This window comes from Synechocystis sp. PCC 7339, assembly GCF_019924095.1.
In the GTDB taxonomy this organism is placed as follows: Bacteria; Cyanobacteriota; Cyanobacteriia; order Cyanobacteriales; family Microcystaceae; genus Synechocystis.
In genome coordinates this window covers 428723-447894 of the sequence record NZ_CP063659.1, presented here as the reverse complement: position 1 = coordinate 447894, position 19172 = coordinate 428723, and the positions used below count along the sequence as shown (strand labels likewise).

15 protein-coding genes are annotated in these 19172 nt (G+C 51.2%); 10 read left to right on the top strand and 5 right to left on the bottom strand.

Annotation, left to right across the window (positions count from 1 at the left end; translation table 11 throughout):
• Positions 1-52: 52 nt before the first annotated feature.
• The 3 genes from gatC to IQE94_RS02000 all read right to left on the bottom strand — a co-directional run bounded on the left by gatC (position 53) and on the right by IQE94_RS02000 (position 3184).
• Positions 53-367: an Asp-tRNA(Asn)/Glu-tRNA(Gln) amidotransferase subunit GatC gene (gene gatC / locus IQE94_RS02010; protein ID WP_212715808.1), complete on the bottom strand. Its 315-nt coding sequence runs from the start codon at positions 365-367 to the stop codon at positions 53-55.
• A gap of 56 nt (positions 368-423) precedes the next feature.
• Positions 424-1341, bottom strand: coding sequence for a branched-chain amino acid transaminase (locus IQE94_RS02005; protein ID WP_223342613.1), 918 nt, complete (start codon positions 1339-1341; stop codon positions 424-426).
• Between the two features lie 88 nt (positions 1342-1429).
• Entirely contained in the window at positions 1430-3184 is a 1755-nt protein-coding gene (locus tag IQE94_RS02000) for a M61 family metallopeptidase (RefSeq protein WP_223342612.1), read from the bottom strand.
• 256 nt (positions 3185-3440) lie between these two features.
• On the opposite strand from IQE94_RS02000, the gene IQE94_RS01995 reads away from it, so the two are divergent.
• From IQE94_RS01995 to IQE94_RS01965, 7 genes are all read left to right on the top strand, one after another.
• Entirely contained in the window at positions 3441-4649 is a 1209-nt protein-coding gene (locus IQE94_RS01995) for a response regulator (protein ID WP_223342611.1), read from the top strand.
• A gap of 137 nt (positions 4650-4786) precedes the next feature.
• On the top strand, positions 4787-5146 hold the full coding sequence (locus IQE94_RS01990) for a response regulator transcription factor (protein ID WP_190599552.1): 360 nt from the start codon (positions 4787-4789) through the stop codon (positions 5144-5146).
• A 136-nt stretch (positions 5147-5282) separates the two neighbouring features.
• On the top strand, positions 5283-5861 hold the full coding sequence (locus tag IQE94_RS01985; RefSeq protein ID WP_223342610.1) for a chemotaxis protein CheW: 579 nt from the start codon (positions 5283-5285) through the stop codon (positions 5859-5861).
• 263 nt (positions 5862-6124) lie between these two features.
• On the top strand, positions 6125-9121 hold the full coding sequence (locus tag IQE94_RS01980) for a methyl-accepting chemotaxis protein (protein ID WP_212715803.1): 2997 nt from the start codon (positions 6125-6127) through the stop codon (positions 9119-9121).
• A gap of 52 nt (positions 9122-9173) precedes the next feature.
• Entirely contained in the window at positions 9174-9674 is a 501-nt protein-coding gene (locus IQE94_RS01975; RefSeq protein WP_223342609.1) for a methyl-accepting chemotaxis protein, read from the top strand.
• 16 nt (positions 9675-9690) lie between these two features.
• Positions 9691-13890: an Hpt domain-containing protein gene (locus tag IQE94_RS01970; RefSeq protein WP_223342608.1), complete on the top strand. Its 4200-nt coding sequence runs from the start codon at positions 9691-9693 to the stop codon at positions 13888-13890.
• Positions 13891-13921: 31 nt separating this feature from the next.
• Positions 13922-14416, top strand: a complete 495-nt coding sequence (locus IQE94_RS01965) for a CheW domain-containing protein (protein ID WP_212715801.1) — start codon at positions 13922-13924, stop codon at positions 14414-14416.
• 65 nt (positions 14417-14481) lie between these two features.
• Here IQE94_RS01965 and IQE94_RS01960 read toward each other — a convergent pair whose 3' ends face one another.
• Positions 14482-15042: a hypothetical protein gene (locus IQE94_RS01960; protein ID WP_223342607.1), complete on the bottom strand. Its 561-nt coding sequence runs from the start codon at positions 15040-15042 to the stop codon at positions 14482-14484.
• A 136-nt stretch (positions 15043-15178) separates the two neighbouring features.
• On the opposite strand from IQE94_RS01960, the gene IQE94_RS01955 reads away from it, so the two are divergent.
• The gene (locus tag IQE94_RS01955) at positions 15179-17341 is read left to right on the top strand and encodes an HAD-IIB family hydrolase (RefSeq protein ID WP_223342606.1); all 2163 of its coding nucleotides are present in this window, start codon (positions 15179-15181) and stop codon (positions 17339-17341) included.
• A 6-nt stretch (positions 17342-17347) separates the two neighbouring features.
• Here the strand turns inward: IQE94_RS01955 and IQE94_RS01950 are convergent, their stop codons facing one another.
• On the bottom strand, positions 17348-17713 hold the full coding sequence (locus tag IQE94_RS01950; RefSeq protein ID WP_212715797.1) for a YkgJ family cysteine cluster protein: 366 nt from the start codon (positions 17711-17713) through the stop codon (positions 17348-17350).
• Between the two features lie 142 nt (positions 17714-17855).
• Here IQE94_RS01950 and psb30 point away from each other — a divergent pair, with 142 nt between their 5' ends.
• Positions 17856-17975 carry a photosystem II reaction center protein Ycf12/Psb30 gene (gene psb30 / locus IQE94_RS01945; protein ID WP_190599593.1) on the top strand — a complete coding sequence of 40 codons (120 nt, stop codon included), beginning with the start codon at positions 17856-17858 and terminating at the stop codon, positions 17973-17975.
• Positions 17976-18198: 223 nt separating this feature from the next.
• Complete coding sequence (locus tag IQE94_RS01940; RefSeq protein ID WP_223342605.1) at positions 18199-19131, top strand: diguanylate cyclase domain-containing protein; 933 nt, start codon at positions 18199-18201, stop codon at positions 19129-19131.
• The last annotated feature ends 41 nt before the right edge of the window (positions 19132-19172 follow it).

Sequence of the window (19172 nt, the reverse complement as noted above, 5' to 3'; positions counted from 1 at the left end):
CAAGTCGGTCAAATGAAAAGAACCGTAATCCCTACTCAGTAACCAGACTCAATTAGGCGTCGTCACCACCCATAATACGGGGGACTCGAAAAAAGTCTCCCTCCGGCTCCGGTGCGTTGTCCAGCAAAGCTTGGCGGGTGTTGGCCGCATTGTCTCCGTCCCAACTAATGTGGCGATCGTCCCGGACAATGTTGCTCAACTCGATGGCTCTGGTGGTGGGTTCCACTCCTTCGGTGGGTAGTTCACTCAATTGGTCAAAGTAGTCCAAAATACTGCTGAGCTGGGAAGCAAATTGGCTTTCTTCCTCTGGGGTAATGTCCAAACGGGCCAGGTGGGCGATTTTTTGAACTTGGCTTTGATCCAACATGGGTTAACTCTAATTCTTTAAGTTCGGTCTAAATGCGCTAATATTGCCGAGAAAAACTAGCCATTCAAAGGAATTTTAAATACCCAATCTTGATGTTTGGGTTCCCGATTTTCCGTCACCGCTGTCAACACGGAGCGTAACTTTTCCGTAATTGGACGATCGCCACCGAGGGTGAAGTTTTCAATCCGTTTAACTGGGGTGATTTTTGCCGCAGTACCACTCAAAAACACTTCGTCGGCAATCATCAACTCCGATTTATCAATGGGCCGCTGGCAGGTGGGGATACCTAAATCCGCCGCAATGGTGAGAATACTATCCCTAGTAATCCCTTCGAGAATGTCCTGTTCATTACCAGGAGTGATAATTTGCCCGTGGCGCACCATGAAAATATTCATGCCGGTGGCTTCACAGACCTTACCCTGGGAATTCATCAAAATGGCTTCATCAAAGCCCGATTCCACCGCTTCCGTTTTGGCCAAAGCAGAAGTAATGTAGGCGGCGCTAATTTTGCCCCGCAACGGGAAACTACGGTCCTCCTGACGGTACCAGGAACTGATGCGGCAATTAACCCCATCGGCGGCCAGGTAATCCCCCATTTCCAAGCCGTAAACCAAGAAATTTTTTTCCAGATTGTGCAGGCGGGGGGCAATGCCCAAACCGGAACTGTACACCAAAGGACGGATGTAGAAGGATTTATCGGGCTGATTTTTCTTGACAAAATCAACAATAACTTCCTTGATTTTTTCTGCACTGATGTCGTAGTGCAAAAACTTGGCACTCTTACTCAGGCGATCGCCGTGGCGGTCTAGGCGAAACAGTAAAATGGTGCCCGGATCTTCAGGGTCGGGAATGCCCCGTAAACCCCCAAAGGCCGCCGTCCCATAGTGGAGGGCATGGGTAGCAACGGATATTTTGGCATCCTCAAACGGGACAAACTTATCTTCAAAGTAGGCGATCGGCAAAAACTTGTGCATCAGAAAATCAAAAAAAAGACTTGTACTCCCTGGACTTAACCCCAGTCATCCAAAGGGGAATAATGTGCTACCCGTGTTTTCCAGGGCATTAGGATTCACCTAGCCAGCCCGCCAGATTTTGAAGTTGGCTGTCCGAGGGGTCGGCCATGGGCGCCACTTCATAACGGTTTGCTTGGGGAGATGCCAGCACCACATCCACCGTCCGCAACAGATCCTGATGAAACACCGTTAACTGAATCATATCATTGGCTTGGTAGTCTTTCAGCCGTAGGGAAAGCTGTTCGGCCCCAACCCTTACACCATTGATCGCCAGCAACAAATCCTGGGGACTAATGCCAGCCATGGCGGCGGGGGAATGGGCGGCCACAAAGGTGACTTTTTCCTGGCCAGCCTCCGATTTAACCTTAATGCCCAAATAGGGAGTCAAATCTTCCTGCACGGGTTTAATACACAAGCCAAAGGGGTGCAGGTAATCGTTGAGGGGAAGTTCCGCCGTGGTGTGGAGATAGGTGTAGAAAAATTCGGTCAAGTCCGTATCCGCCACTCCGGTAATCACTGCCCGCAATTGTGCTGGGGTAAAACCAATTTCTTCCTGGCCAAACTCCTGCCACATGGCCCGTAGAACATCATCGAAGGAACGCTGATTTTGGTGTCGTTCCCGAATGAGCAAATCCAGCATCAAAGTCACCAATTCCCCCTTGAGGTAATAGGACATTTGACTGTTATCGCCGTTGGCATCCCGACGATAGAGTTTGATCCAGGCGTCAAAACTAGATTCAGCCAGGGGTTGCACCAAACGCCCTGGGGTAGTGAGGTAGCGGGTGATTTCCTTGCCCAAATTTTTTAGATAGGTCTGGCGATCATACAGTCCGGCCCGGAGGGGAATGAGCAGATCATAGTAACTGGTGGTGCCTTCGGAAAACCAGAGGGAAGGGGTGTAATTTTCTTGGTCGTAATCAAATTGCTCCAGGGACTGGGGGCGAATGCGCTTGATATTCCAAAGATGGAAAAATTCATGGGCCACCAGTTGCAAAAACCGTTGGTATTTTTCCGGATCCCGAAAACCAAAGCGATCATAGTTCAACACACAGGAATCTTTATGCTCTAAACCGCCATAGCCCTGGTTGGATGTGTGGAGCAAAAACCAATAATGGTCGTAGGGCAATGTCCCAAACAGATCGGCTTCCGTGGCAATAATTTTCTGGGTATCTTTGACCAACCGCTCCCCATCTAAGTTACTTTCGCCCCAGACTACAAAATGGTGTTCCTTACCCTGGGCTTCAAAGGCGTAATCTTGATGGATACCCACTTCCACCGGACTATCCACCAACGTGTCAAAATCCTGGGCATGGAAAGTTTTTGCCCCCGTGGTCAGATCCGTTGCCTTACAGGGCAGGGCAGTGGCGATCGCCCAGGCTGGTTCGGGGGGAACAACGGTTAAGGTTAGGGGCACATCTGTGTGTCCTGGCAGGTAAAAAAACAATGCCGCCCCGGTGAAGAAACCATGACTATAGTCCAAGTGATTGGTTCTTACGGTTAATTCATCGGCATAAATACGGTAGGAAATGGCAATATCTTCTTCCTCTCCACAGGCAATGGCCCAATGGGCCTTACCCAACTTTTGATGGCCCAAATATTCACCGCTGATTAGACTCCGGGCTTGGAAGTCCTGCAAATGTCGTTCATATTCCCGTACCAGATAGGATCCCGGTGTCCAGACGGGAAATTTTAATTCTAGTACAGAAGCAGCGAAACCTTGGACATGGAAATCCACGGTAAAGTAGTGGGTCTGGGGGGTTGGCATTGCCACTTGGTAGTGCAGGCGAGGGGGAGCTGGGATCATGGTGTCTGGGGAAGTTTGCCTTAGCAATTGTCTCTTTTTTGTACCGCATTTACGCTGTTGATGGCCGGGATCAACCCTGGTAATCCCATTTAAGATTGTGCGATAATGGTTAATACAAAAGCTTTTGCCAAAGTCGGCCTAGTAAAGTCGATGAAGTTTTCTTGCGTACTTTGGCAATCCATACCCCTTTCAGGGCAAGCTATAAGTATGCCCCCCCCCTCCATCCTGCTGTTGACCTGCCTCCCCCTTTGATTAAATGACAGCTCCCACTCCCTCCTCCCACTCAGTTCCAATTCAAGAATTCACCGCCTCCCGACAGGCCAGTTTCTTCGATGGACTGAAGCAACCCCGTTTTAGCGGCCAACTAATTCTTTCCACTGCAGCGGGGGAACAGTGGTCATTTTATCTTTATCTAGGCCGCATTATGTATGCCACCGGAGGGCGTCATGCTGTCCGGCGTTGGCGTCGGCAAATTGCTTCCTACCTGCCTCAAATTGCTGCTAATTTAGCCTCTGTGCAAACGGATTTAGCTAGCATTGATCCCCAGGATTTACAAATTTGCTGGGAATACCAACTACTCTGTCACTGGGTAGCCCAACAGAAGGTCACCAGGGAACAGGCCGCCCGACTCATTCGGGCCACGGTGGTAGAAGTATTGTTTGACATTACCCAATCCATGGAGGTGGCCTGTGATCTGCGTCAGGATAATTTGCTCTCTACTAGGTTGGTGCTGATTGACGCAGACCAGATGATTGCCGAGTCCCAACAGTTATGGAGCAAATGGCAGGGGGCCAAGATTGCGGACCGCTCCCCCAATGCGGCCCCCATCATTCGCCAGGCGGAACAGTTGCAACAACGCACCACTTTCCAGGTGTACCAAACCCTCAAGCAATTGCTGGACGGGAATCAGTCCCTACGGGATTTGTCCGTGCGCATGAGGCGGGATGTGTTAAGTGTAACCACTTCCCTTTTGCCCTATCTGCAGTTGGGATTGGTGGAGTTGATTAAAATTCCCGATTTGCCGCCCCCCATTGCTCCGCCAGTGAGGGGAGTGGTGGCCCAGCCCGATGTGCCCAGTGGCCCTCTGATCGCCTGTGTGGATGACAGTCCCCTGATTTGTCAGACCATGGAAAAAATCCTCATCACAGCCGGTTATCGGTTTGTGGGAGTTAATGATCCGCTACGGGCGATCGCCATTCTTCTGGCCCGTAAACCGGATTTAATTTTCCTCGATTTGGTAATGCCCAATGCCAACGGGTATGAAATTTGTGGACAGTTGCGTAAATTATCCATTTTCAAAAGTACTCCCATTGTCATCCTTACCGGCAATGACGGCATTGTTGATCGGGTGCGGGCCAAAATGGTCGGCTCCACCGATTTTTTGAGTAAGCCCGTCAACCCGGACATGGTTTTGCAAACTATCAAAAAACACCTCCAAGAGCAAGCATCGGTGCCAGCGGAATAACTTGACCGAAGGCAACTCTGAAAAATTGCGGAGTCTGTCTTAATTCCGAACCAATACTTTTGCGGTTTGGTTTAGGATTTATAACTGTTTACTGTTTATTGTTCACTTTTCGACTAATCAAGCACCGAGGCAACATTATGGGCAGCGCACTTATTATTGACGATTCCTCCACAGAACGTTCAATTATCAGTGATTTTTGTCAGAAGTTAGGCATTAACGTCACCACAGCCATCAGTGGCGAAGAAGCCTTGGAAAAATTGTCCCAGGCGGTGCCCGACGTAATTATTTTGGATATTGTACTGCCGGGGCGCAGTGGTTTTGAAATTTGTCGAGAATTGAAAGACAAAGATCAAACTAAAAGTATTCCAGTCATCCTCTGTTCCACTAAGGCCACGGATATGGATAAATTTTGGGGCAAACGCCAAGGGGCGGACGCCTATATTACTAAACCCATTGATCAAGAGGAGTTCAACACAGTAATTAAGCAATTTATCTAAATTTTACGCGCTATGCTTTCCCGTTAATTTTCTCCGGCTAACCAATTAATTTTCTCAGCCGATGAGCAAATTATCTATTACTAAAGTTTGTTGATTTTTCCGGTCCCCCCTGGGGCAATTTCTAGGAGCAACTGTTTTGCCAGCCAACACCTTTTCTTCCAACGCCATGCTGGGGGATACCCAAGTCCCCCGCCAGCAGTTTTTACAATTTGTCCTTGAACCAGACACCAACTTGATTTTGCCTCTGTTCCAGTTAACGGAGATTCTGACGGTGCCCCTGGGGCAGATTACCCCCATTCCCCACATGCCTCCTTGGACTATGGGGGTTCATAATTGGCGAGGAGAAGTGCTCTGGGTGATTGATTTTGGCGCTTTTTTGGGGCTATCTCCTTGGCATCTCCAATCCGGTTCCCGCACCAACTATCAGGTTATTATTTTAAATGGAGGTGTACCCTTCGACCTTGATCCCAGCGGAGGCAGGCGATCGCCAGGTCAACGCAGTCAGATGTTGGGACTAGTGGTCACAGAGGTGAAGGACATTACCTGGTGTGAAACGGATCAAATCCAATCTCCCCCCGCCGCCAGCGTTAGTTCTGACCTTGCACCCTATGTGCGGGGATTTTGGGTCAGCCCCCCAGGGGTGATGTATGTGGTGTTGGATGCCCAGTCCATAGTGGGCCGCCTCGTGGCCACCACCCAAGTTAATCCTAATTAACTTTTATTGATTTTTATTGAATTTATTAAACGAATCAACCGATCAATTTGCTAACTATTGGCTAAATTTTCTACACTTTTGACTGGAATTTTAGCTTCAGCAGCAAGCTAACTAGGAATGAAACAATTACAGCTTTATTTTTAGTACTTGTATTTCTCTTCTTAGACTTTAGGATAGACCCCTCAAACCAAGCTTGATGCTTTGCTAGAGGTACTGATGTCGCCCCTTCCCTGCCCATGTTACCTAACTGGTAAATTATAACCATGACCCAAACTCCTCCCTCCGATCGCCGCCCCGACGCTATCCCCTCCGTGGGCAGTGGTGAGTCCCTTGATGATGTCCTCTTTCCTGAGTTGACGAACACCTCCGAAGCCCAGGATGAATTGCCAGAAAATAGCAGTACTTTTACCGCCTTTGATGGAGAGGTGGAAAGTGAGGCAAAGGAATCCCTGAATTGGTTCGTGGATGGAAAGGAAAATGGTATTAATGGCGACAATGCAGACCATGACACCGAGGCAGAGACGTTGGTTTCCCTAGAAAAGTTAGCTGAGGAACCGGGGGTAGATGGGGCTGAATTCATGGCCCAGGCCTTGGTGGCAGAAACCGATACTGTAGAGGGTGAGAATGTTGCCACTAGCTCCAACCCAGCCATTGACACCGACGCCCTGGCGGCCCTGACCCAATCGGCAGCGGAGTTGACCCCACCGTCCCCGATCAATTTGCCCAAGGTGGAGTTACCTCCCATGCAACCCCTGGCTCCCCTCATGGCGATCGCCGATCCGGACAATTTGAGCCCGGTTTCTGCCTCAACCAATCCACCGGCCCAGGGTGGAGGACTTTCCCTCCGCAATAAGGCGGTGTTGATAGCTCTTTTAATTGGCTTGATCCCTGCCGGGGTGATTGGGGGGCTAAATCTCAACAGTGTGGACCGACTCCAGGTTCCCCCCCTGGAGCAACAGGTGAAGGAATCCACCACCAAACAAATCCGTGACCAGATTCTGATCGGGCTATTGGTGACCGCTGTGGGGGCGGCCTTCGTTGCCTATTGGATGGTGGGGGAAAATACCAAAGCCCAAACCGCTCTGGCATCGAAAGCAAAGTATTCCCACCGGAATCTAGACCAACCCCCAGCCGTGGCCGGTGATGAATTGGCGATCGCCGACCAAACCATTGATGCCCTCAGTGCCCAGGTTCAAAAATTGCGCCATCAGCAGGATTTATCCCTCAAACAATCAGAACTATTGACAGAGTTTTCCCGGGCCAACCTTTCCGACATTGACGAAATCCAAGGCGTAATTCAGAAGAACCTCGACCAAGCCAGGACCCTGTTTGGTTGTGAGCGGTTAGTGTTTTACTACCATCCCCGCTATCAGTCAGAAGCCATGGTAGTACAAGCTTTGGACTTGGCCACCCAAGGTTTAATTGACAGCAAAGACCCCCATCCTTGGGCCCAGGAAGATATTCCTTCCCAGATCGTCGCCATCAACGACACTGACAGTGCCAGCATCAGTAGCTCCCACCGCCAATGGTTGGAGCAACACCAAGTCAAAGCGAGCTTGACAGTGCCCCTCTACCGGGATAACTACCCCCTCGGCCTGCTCATGGCCCACCATTGCCAACGTCCCCACCATTGGGAAATGAGGGAAAGACAATTTCTCCAACAGTTGACCGAAGAACTGCAAACTACTTTAGACCGGGCCAACCTTATCCAGGAACGCAATGAGAGCGCCCAACAAGCCCAAATCCTCAAAGAATTGACCCTAAAAATTTCCGCCGCCATCAACAGCGAGCAGGTTTTTGACATCGCCGCCCAAGCAATCCGCCTCGCCCTCAAAGCTGATCGGGTGATTGTTTATCGATTCGATGCCACCTGGGCCGGCACAGTAATTGTAGAATCCGTGGCGGAGGGGTATCCCAAAGCCCTAGGAGCCACCATTGCTGACCCCTGTTTCGCTGATAGTTATGTGGAAAAATACCGTTCCGGACGCATCCAGGCCACCAGAGATATTTACAATGCCGGCTTAACTCCCTGCCACATTGGTCAGCTCAAACCCTTCGAAGTCAAAGCCAATTTAGTCGCCCCCATCAACTACAAGGGCAACCTGCTGGGACTACTCATCGCCCACCAATGCTCCGGGCCGAGAGACTGGCACCAAAATGAAATCGATTTATTTGGCCAATTGACCGTGCAGGTGGGGCTAGCCTTAGAACGCTCCGACCTGTTGGCCCAACAAAAAATAGCCGAGGTAGAACAACGGCAAATGCGCGAAAAAATGCAAAAGCGGGCCTTGGAATTATTAATGGAAGTAGACCCCGTCAGCCGGGGCGACTTAACCATCCGGGCCCACGTCACCGAGGACGAAATTGGCACGATCGCCGACTCCTACAACGCAACCATCGAAAGCCTGCGGCGCATTGTGACCCAAGTTCAAACTGCGGCCAGTCAATTTACCGAGACTACGGACACTAACGAAGTGGCAGTGCGGCAACTAGCCCAGCAAGCCAATCGACAGGCTTCGGATGTGGCGGAAGCCCTAGAACGACTTCAGGCCATGAACAAATCCATCCAAGCAGTGGCAGAAAATGCTGCCCAAGCAGAATCGGCGGTACAACGGGCCACCCAAACCGTAGACCAGGGAGAAGATGCCATGAACCGCACTGTGGACGGGATTGTGGCAATTCGGGAGACAGTGGCCGCCACCGCCAAACAGGTGAAACGGTTGGGGGAATCATCCCAAAAAATCTCCAAAGTGGTGAACCTAATTGGCAGCTTTGCCGACCAAACCAACCTCCTAGCCCTCAATGCCGCCATCGAAGCAGCCCATGCCGGTGAAGAGGGACGGGGGTTTGCCGTGGTAGCGGACGAAGTGCGTTCCCTAGCAAGGCAATCAGCAGAGGCAACGGCCGAAATTTCCCAACTGGTGGCGACGATTCAGGCAGAAACGAATGAAGTAGTTAATGCCATGGAAGCGGGCACAGAGCAGGTAGTGGCGGGCACCAAACTAGTGGAAGAAACAAGGCGGAGCTTGAACCAAATTACCGCAGTGAGTGCCCAGATTAGCAGCTTGGTGGAAGCCATTACCTCAGCGGCCATTGAACAGTCCCAAACCAGTGAATCGGTGACCCAAACCATGGCCCTGGTAGCCCAGATTGCGGACAAAAACTCCAGCGAAGCCAGTGGCGTATCTGCGACTTTTAAAGAACTGCTGGCGGTGGCCCAGTCATTGCAAGAGGCGGTCAAGCAATTCAAAGTGCAATGATTTGGCCCACGGATAACGAACGAACCCATAAAACCCATACCTGACAATTGCTATGCCTGATATGCCCACCATTGCAAACGAGAACCAACCATCAAAGGAACAGCGGGCTGCACTGTCCGGGCAGATTAGCCAGGGGCAAGCAGAGAGCCTGCAGACCATGCGTAGTGTACGGTCAACCATGGCCACCACGGGGGAACAACTGGAAAAGCTGGATAGTTCCACCCAGGAGATTGCCAATACAATTAACTTGATTCGACAATTTGCGGCCCAGACTCACCTGTTGGCGCTGAAAGCATCCATTGAAGCGGCCCGGGCGGGGGAAGAAGGTAGGGGCTTTTCGGTCATTGCGGACGAAGTACGGAGCTTGGCGGCCCAATCAGCGGAGGCAACGGCGGCCATGGAAGCCTTAATTGTGACTATCCAGTCCCAGGCGAGGGAATTGACCAGTGGCATCAAGGCCAGCAACCAGCAACTGAATAGCCATAACCAGCAACTGGAAATGAATCAGCAGTATTGGCAACAGCTAGCCGCCACCCTTTTGCCCCACTCCTAACACCCCCATTGCCGCCATGCTCAACTCCGATATCCGTGACCACGCCTACCAGTTTTTCATTGAAGAAGCGCCAGAATTGCTCAGTGTGATTGAAATGAGCCTGCTGGAGTTGAGGGGGGAGAGAACACCAGCCCAAATCCATGGCATTATGCGGGCGGCCCATTCCATTAAGGGGGGAGCGGCCAGTGTGCAACTACCGGCCATTGAAGAGTTAGCCCACCGGCTGGAGGACATTTTCAAGGCGTTGTATAACGATGCGGTGGTGGTGGATGAAACCATGGAGGGACTGTTGCTGGAATGCTTCGACCACCTTAAACAAGCCCTCACCACCCAGATTGAAACGGGGCAGTTAGACCATAGTGGGGTTTTAGAGCAGGGGTTGCCGGTGATTGCGGCCATTGAGGAACAGTTGGGAGACTATCTGGCGGCGGGGGAACAGTTTTTGCCCAGCTCGGCGGATTTGGGGGTGGACATTGTGGCTTCGTTGTTTGAGGTGGATATTGCCCAAGGATTGGCGGAGATTAGGGCTACGTTGGCGGGGGAAGACCAGGCCACATTGCAGGCAACGTTGTCGGCGCAAACGGAAATTTTTGCTGGGCTGGCGGAAATTTTAAATTTGCCTGGGTTTAAGGAAATTACTGACCTGGTGGCGCAAGGTTTGGGGAATCCTGAGGTACCCATAGGGGAATTGGCGGCGGTGGCGGTGGAGGATTGGCAACAGAGCTGTGGACAAGTGCTGGACAATGGCGATCGCCAACAGGGGGGAGAACCCAGTGATGCCTTAGTGGCGTTGGTGCGGGGGCCGGAGGAAGCGAATCAGGAAGAAATGGCGGGATTGGAGGATGTGTTTGGTAGTTTCGGGGCTGAGGAAGAATTTTTCGGCATGGACTTTCCTGAGCTAGGAGAAATTCCCACCGCCATTAGCACAGCAGAGGAAAATGTCTTTGCAGAATGGTCGGAAGAGCCCACGGCAATGCTGCTCCAGTCCGGGGAAGGGGCGATTCCCGCCAGCGATCGCCGACCCAGCTTGGGGCCAGAAAGGGTGAACCTGGAGGAACCGGCCTACCGATTTTTCATTGAGGAAGCGCCCACCCTGTTGCAGGAAATAGAAACGGGGCTATTGACCATTGGGCAAGACCGGTCAGCGGCGGTGGTCCATGGCATTATGCGAGCGGCCCATTCCCTCAAGGGGGGAGCCGCCAGTGTGGGGTTGGAAACCATCAAACATATCGCCCATCGACTGGAGGATATTTTTAAGGCGCTCTATAACGAAGAAGTGGCCATAGACCAAACTATGGAAACCCTTTTATTGCAAGGATTTGACTGCCTGCGGAACCCGTTGGAGCAACAAATTGACCAGGGGTACTACGACCCAGAAACGGCTTGGCAGAGCGCCCAGGGGCCCATTGTTAACCTAGAGCAACGACTGGGGGGCCATTTAGCGGCGGGGGAACAGTTTTTGCCCAGCTCCGCTGACCTAGGGGTGGATGTGGTGGCATCAGTATTTGAAGTGGACATTGCCGAGGGTATTGCTGCGGTGGTGGCGGCCCAACACCAGGGGCCAGAATCATTGCGGGAGGTCTTGACTAGCCGAACGGAAATTTTTCTGGGGCTAGCGGAAATTCTTAACTTACCGGGGTTCCAAGGTATTTGTGCAGCGGTGCAACAGGCCCTGGCGGTCAACCCGGAACAATTATCTACCATTGCCACCCAGGCTTTGGCGGATTGGCAGGCCGGTGTTCAACAAGTGCTGGAAAACGGCGATCGCCAACGGGGGGGGGAAGCAAGTGCGGCATTGTTAGCCCTGGGACAAAGGCTTTCTCCCCCAGCAGAGTCCCGATCCCAGCCCTTTTCTGCTCCGGCTCCGGTATTGGGGGATCTATTTTTTGGCGATGATGAGGACGAGACAGAGCAAGAACCGTCTCCCCCCACTATGCCCATGACTGGGCCATGGCAACCCCAGCTTGGGCCAGAGGCTTCCCCTACCCTGGAGCAAACTCCCATGGAAGCTGAAACGGTGGAGTCCCCCCCTTCCCTGGAGGAAGTTTTTGGTGGGTTGACTGCTGATATAGTGATGGAGAGCCCAGTCCCTGCCGTAGAGCAAGTAGATCCTTCTGGGGAAACTTTGTTCTTGGTGCGGGCGGTGGAGGAAGCTTTTGATTCTTTGCCTCCCGTTGCAACTCCCGCAGAGCCTATTGCTACTCCTAAAAAGGAAGAGCAGACTCCAACTCCTCTGGTGGAACACACCCCCGAACGGCGGGCGGTACCGAGGGAGCAAAATCCGGCTAATCTTTCCATCCGGGTGGATTTTCAGCGGTTAGAGCGCATGAATAATTGGGTGGGGGAATTGGCGATTAATCGCAATAGCCTTTCTTTACAAAATCAGCAATTGCAAACAGCGGTGGGGGCCCTGGGGCAACGTTTCGGCACCTTCAAAGCCATGGCTTTGAAGTTGAGGCAGTTGGCAGACCAATTGGCGATCCGGCCGGAAGGGGACACTATGCTCCGGGCCCAGCCGCAACCCCAGGGGTGGCTAGGTAACACCTTTGACTCGTTGGAAATGGATTCCTATGGCACCCTCTCGGCCCAGTTGCAAGAAATTTTAGAAGAGATGATGCAGTTGGAGGAGGCAGTGGATGATGTGGTGCTATTTTCCAGGGCGGCCAATCAAACGGTGGATGCCCAAAAGCAAATGCTGTTTTCCCTGCGAGATGAACTGATGTGGGCCCGGATGCTACCTCTGGGGGAAATTCTACAGCGTTTTCCCCGTTTGCTCAGGGATATGGCCAGCAAGTTTAATAAGCCGGTGCAGATTAAGCTCCATGGCACGGCGGTGTTAGTGGATCGTTTGGCCCTGGAGAAGCTCTATGACCCCCTGCTCCATCTACTCCGCAATGCTTTTGACCATGGCATTGAGGATACTGATACCCGTTTGGCGGCGGGAAAACCGGCCACGGGCACCATTGAGATCCATGCCTATCACCAGGGCAATCAGACCATTATTGAAATGCGGGACGATGGAGGCGGACTCAACGGGAATAAAATTTTGCAACGGGCGGTGGAACGGGGCTTAATTACCCAGGAACAGGGGCAACGGTTATCGACGGAGCAGATTAATGATTTGATTTTTGAGCCGAACTTTTCCACGGCGGACCAGGTGAGCGAGCTGTCGGGCCGGGGGGTGGGGCTGGATGTGGTGCGGCAACAGTTGCAGGCTCTGAAGGGAACTATTGTGGTGTCTTCTCGCCCTGGACGGGGGACGGTGTTTTCCTTACGCTTACCTTTGACTCTCACCATTGCTAAGTTGTTGGTGTGCTTGGTGGGGCAGGACCAGGGGACTCTCACGGCGATCGCCATCCCTTCTGATAGTGTGGCGGAGTTGATGGTACCGACGGCGGAACAACTCAAAACTAGTGGGGGGCAACGCTTTCTCCATTGGCAACAATTGACCATCCCGATTTATTCCTTGGCTCAGTTACTGCCCTATCAGTGTCCTTTGTCGGAGCAACAAACCAGTAAGCTGTTGACCACGGTGCCCCAACCAGACAATTGGCACTTGCCCCTGGTGCTACTCCGGCTCGGTCAGCAATATTACGCCCTGGAGGTGAACCGCTTGGTGACGGAACAGGAATTGGTGATTAAACCCTTTGCGCCTCTGTTGCCTGCCCCTTCTTACCTTTATGGGGCCACTATTCTGGCGGACGGCACCTTAATCCCGGTGGTGAATGGAGCGCTGCTGCTGGAATGGCATTGGCAAAAAGGTATAGATAATTTGGCCATGGCGGACTCAGGGGAGGAACCGCTCCCCACTCCAGGACGGAAGGCTAAAACCATTTTAGTGGTGGATGATTCGGCGGCGCTGAGGCGGACTCTGGCTTTCACTCTGGAACGGTCTGGTTATCGGGTGATGCAGGCTAAGGATGGACAGGAAGCCCTGAAGACCCTGTCCCAAACGGGGGAAGTGGATTTGATTATTTGTGATGTGGAAATGCCCAACTTGAATGGCTTTGAATTTCTGGGGCAACGACGCCGCAATGCTGACCTGCTCAAAATTCCGGTGGCCATGCTCACTTCCCGCGGTAGCGATAAGCACCGACAGTTGGCCAAAACCCTGGGGGCCAATGCCTACTTCACCAAGCCCTATATTGAGCAACAGTTCCTTGGGGCAGTGCAGGAACTCCTGGCCGCTGGTCAGCTATCGGTTAGTAGTTATTAGTTAAAAGTTATTATTTCCCCGCTTGCAAAATATGGCGCTCTATTCCTCTTCCATTGATGCCCCTGTTCATATCGGTCAGACCTCTGCCCCCTCTGTAAGACCGGAAAAGTTTCTCCTTTTTGCTGTGGGAAAACTTAACCTGGCCCTACCCATTGCCCTAGTGGTGAAGATTTTGCCCCATAGCCCCGCCCATGGCAGTGGTCTGTCCGCCACCGGATTGGTGAACTTAGAAAACCGTTCTGTCACCATGGTGGATCTATATCGCCGCTTTTTTGGTGTGCCGCAGCCCCCGACGGCGCAAACGAAACAATATTTTATCTTGACTAAAAATCGGAGTGGGGAAGAATTTTGTCTGTTGGTTAATAATGCCCCCACGCTGCTGGATGTGTTGCCCCAACAAATTCGTCAATTGCCGGATTCTTACCGCCAAAATGACACCCTCCAATCGGCTAGCCATGTGATGTTGGTGGAAGAAAAGTCGGAAAAGCTGACGGTGTTTTTGCTCGACCCCGATCTTCTACTTTGAATTGGAAAGTTGGTTGCTAAAGAAATTAGATGATGCCCCTGTCTGATCATTTAATTTGTGAGGCGTTAGGGCGTAATGGCCTGTAGATAGGGAGCAATGTAGTTTTTCCCCCGCAGGACAAAATGGGGGGTGAGTAGGGAGCTAAATTCCTTTTCCACTAGGTCTTGGGCCCAGCCGAGGCGATCGCCGCCATAGGCAATGAATTGGGCTGTGGAATAGGCGTAATATTTCTGTTTAGCGGTTTGATTATTTTGCTTGAAAGCCTGACGATAAAGCTGAGTTCCCTCTTCGATTAATTGTTCGATCACCGGGGTAAAAGTAATGGTTTTGCCACTGGGACAGGTGATTTTTTTCACCTTAATAAAGCCAATTACTGTTTGCATACATTCCCTGGTTTGTTCCACCGATAAACAATGTTTATCTTGGCGACGGAAAGCCCATTGCAAACAACCATTACAAACTTCAAGCACCCGTAAAACCGCTAAGTTATCCAATTCTTCAGGGGCGATCGCTGTCAGTCCGGGTAAACGTTGCTGAATTTGTTGCTGAAAACCAGCAAAATCTTCGGCAAAATAGGGCTCTAACTCAGAAATTTCGGCCAGGGCCGACCAGTTAACATAGGTCATCGGCAAATTTAGACGGAGATTGGCAGCATTCTAACAAGAGCAAACCGAAAAAGTTTAATTAGTTTCAGCGGTTAAAATCATCACCATGGTAGCCTGTGGCATCACTGGCGATCAATTATAGTAACTTGTAAGACTTATGAGCTATTCATCAAAATACATTTTACTAATTAGCATCCATGGATTGATTCGGGGAGAGAATCTTGAACTAGGCAGGGACGCGGATACTGGTGGGCAAACTAAATACGTGCTGGAACTGACCCGGGCCTTAGTCAAAAATCCCCAGGTAGCTAGGGTGGATTTAATGACCCGTTTGGTTAAAGACCCCAGGGTAGATGAAGACTATGCCCAACCCAAAGAAATAATTGGCGATCGGGCCCATATTGTCCGCATTGAATGCGGCCCGGAGGAATATATTGCCAAGGAAATGCTCTGGGATTATTTGGATAATTTTGCTGACCACGCCCTGGACTATCTGAAAGAACAGCCCAAATTGCCCGATGTTATCCATAGTCACTATGCAGATGCCGGTTATGTGGGCACCAGACTCTCCCACCAATTGGGCATTCCTTTGGTACACACGGGGCATTCCCTGGGGCGCAGTAAGCGTACCCGTCTTCTGCTCAGCGGCATCAAGGCGGACGAAATTGAAAGTCGTTACAATATGGCCCGACGGATTAACGCCGAGGAAGAAACCCTGGGGTCAGCGGCGAGGGTAATTACTAGCACCCATCAAGAAATTGCGGAACAGTATGCCCAGTATGACTATTACCAACCAGATCAGATGTTGGTGATTCCCCCCGGCACCGATCTAGAAAAGTTTTATCCCCCCAAGGGAGACGAGTGGGAAAGCTCCATTGTGACGGAGCTATGTCGATTTTTACGCCAACCCCGTAAGCCCCTTATTCTGGCTCTGTCCCGACCGGATCCCCGCAAGAATATCCACACGTTGATCGAGGCCTATGGCCAGTCACCGGAGTTGCAAGCCCGGGCAAATTTGGTCATTGTGGCGGGCAATCGGGATGATATTACGGATTTGGATATGGGCCCCCGGGAAGTGTTGACGGACTTACTGTTGACCATTGACCGCTACGACCTCTATGGCAAAGTGGCTTACCCCAAGCACAATCAACCCGAAGATGTGTATGCTCTGTTTCGCCTCACCGCTTTGTCCCAGGGGGTATTTACCAACCCGGCGTTGACAGAACCCTTTGGTTTAACTTTGATTGAAGCAGCAGCCAGTGGGGTGCCCATTGTGGCCACGGAGGATGGTGGCCCGGTGGATATTATTAAAAACTGTCAGAACGGTTATCTGATCAATCCCCTGGATGAGACGGATATTGCCAATAAATTATTGAGCGTATTAAACGAAAGCGAACAATGGCAAATTTTATCCACTAGGGGTCTGGAAGGGGTTAAGCGCCACTATTCCTGGCATTCCCACGTTGACAGTTACTTGGATGCCGTCAATGCTCTAATGCAACAGACTTCAGTCCTGAAACGAGGTGATCTAAAGCGGCGGCGGACTTTGTACTATAACGGTGCCTTGGTAACTAGTTTGGACCAAAATTTACTGGGGGCATTGGAGGGAGGACTACCAGGCGATCGCCAAACTTTGGATGAATTGCTGGAGGTGCTTTATCAACATCGTAAAAATGTCGGATTTTGCATTGCCACTGGGAGAAGATTGGATTCCGTGCTGAAAATTTTGCGGGAGTATCGCATTCCCCAACCGGATATACTGATCACCAGCATGGGGACAGAAATTTATTCCTCCCCGGATTTGATCCCCGATCAGAGTTGGCGTCATCATATTGATTATTTGTGGAATCGTAACGCCATTATGCGCCTTTTGGGAAAATTGCCCGGTTTAGCGCTCCAACCCAAAGAAGAACTAAGTGCCTATAAAATTAGCTATTTCTACGACGGGGCGATCGCCCCCAGTTTGGAGGAAATTCGGCAACTGTTGCATAAAGGAGAACAGACCGTCAACACAATTATCTCCTTTGGCCAATTTCTGGATATTTTGCCCATCCGAGCTTCCAAGGGTTATGCAGTGCGCTGGTTAAGCCAACAGTGGAATATTCCCCTGGAGCACGTTTTCACCGCTGGAGGTTCCGGAGCAGACGAGGATATGATGCGGGGCAATACCCTTTCCGTCGTCGTGGCCAACCGTCACCACGAGGAGCTTTCTAACCTAGGGGAAATTGAACCAATTTATTTTTCCGAAAAACGTTATGCTGCAGGCATTCTAGACGGTCTCGCCCATTACCGCTTCTTTGAATTATTGGACCCCGTTTGATCAGATTCAGATTGATTCTGCCACGGTTGATAGTGCCTGTTGATAGCTTTTTAGCTCCCCACTCCGGGGGCCATAAACCCCTTCAATCTGTTCTTCACAGCAATGGCTGGCAAACTCGTCGAACTCCGCCGGGGCAATGGCAAACATCCGGGCAAAGTTATCCGGCTTCACCCGGCAAAAACTGGGCCGGTCTGGGTAAATTTCACAGAGGCGATCGCCGTGGTTGTAATTAATGCACCAACCATCCTCCCCCACTAGGCTGAGGTAAAGGGTTAACTCCTCTGGGGTGAGATATTCGGCCAACTCTGGCCGGTCCTCTGGGGTGAGATTACAACAAGCGCCACACCCCTGCATGCAATACCAAGTTGCCATAGCCAGTCTCCTTCTTCACATAACTTTATGTATTTTTATGACGGCAAGTCCAGGGGACGAAACCAACCCAGCTATTATAGACATTGGTTTTATTATCCTTGCTTACGTTGAGTCTAGCCAGCAGTTTTTAACAGGAGAAATTATGGAATTATTTGCCGCACTCAATTTAGAACCTATTTTTCAGTTGACTTTTCTGGGGCTAATTGTCATTGCTGGGCCCGCCGTGGTTTTTGTGCTAGCTTTCCGGGGCGGCGACCTGTAGGTCTGGTCTAGTCGAGGCTGTTCACAATGGTTGGTAAGCCTTCCTTCGGGGAGGTTTTTGGCTTGGGGTCTGTTTCTTGCCAATTCTCCCCTGCCCATATTCCGGTGGGAAAAAATTTTCGCCCCAACTTATTAGATCACTTTGGATCCCTTAACCTTTGGGAAAGCAATGGTAATGGTCAGGGCGGAGGCTAAACTAATAGTACCCATAACATCCCCAACCCATGTTTACCACCGATTCTTTTTCCGACTTCGATAGTGCGGCCCAGGCGGCGTTGGGCTATTTGCAGCAACGGGTGGGTCTGTCCCTATGGATGATTACCCGCACCGAGTTGGATGATTGGATTGTGCTCCAGGCGGAGGGTAACGGCTATGGGGTGAAAAAAGGGGATGTTTTCCATTGGCCTGACTCTTTTTGCTCCCGTATGGTCAGGGGAGAGGGGCCCCATATTGCCCCCCAATCTGATTTGGTAGAGGTTTATCGTAATGCCCCCATCGCCAAACAAGTTCCCATCGGCGCCTATGTGGGAGTGCCCATCACTTACGGCAACGGTGCTTTGTTTGGCACTTTGTGTGCCATTGATCCCCAGCCTCAGCCGGACAACTTGGCCGATGAATTGCCCCTGGTGGAATTGATTGCCAAATTGCTCAGCACCATTTTGGACTTTTTCCTCAAGGCAGAGGTGGCTTCCCGACGGGAGGAACAACAGCAATTTTTAACAGACCGGGATGAAGTTACTGGATTTTATAGCCATTTAGGTTGGGAAAAGTTATTGGCCAGCGAGGAAGCCCGTTGCCAAAAATTTGGTTTTCCTGTCAGTGTGATTATTGTTGACCTAGAAGATGAACAACGCCCCCAAGCAGAGGTTGATCGCCTGATAGGCCAGGCCGCCAAAGTTATTCGTACCATTTGTCGTCAAGAGGATTTGTGTGCCCGCATTGGGGCAAGGCAATTTGCCATCCTTTGCATTGAGTGCCACATCAGCCAGGCGGATTTCATTGGGGAAAGGTTAGCCTTCGGTTTTCAGCAGGGAAATATCACCGTGGACTTAGGTATTGCAGAGCGTTCCCCCCAAGAAGGGCTCCATGCCGCAGTGGACATGGCTAAGTTGGCCGCCGGCGAACAGAGAAAATTTCGCACAAAAGTCGAAGTTTAAAGGCTCTAAAATGGTTTTTTCTCGACATGCCGCCCACCCAT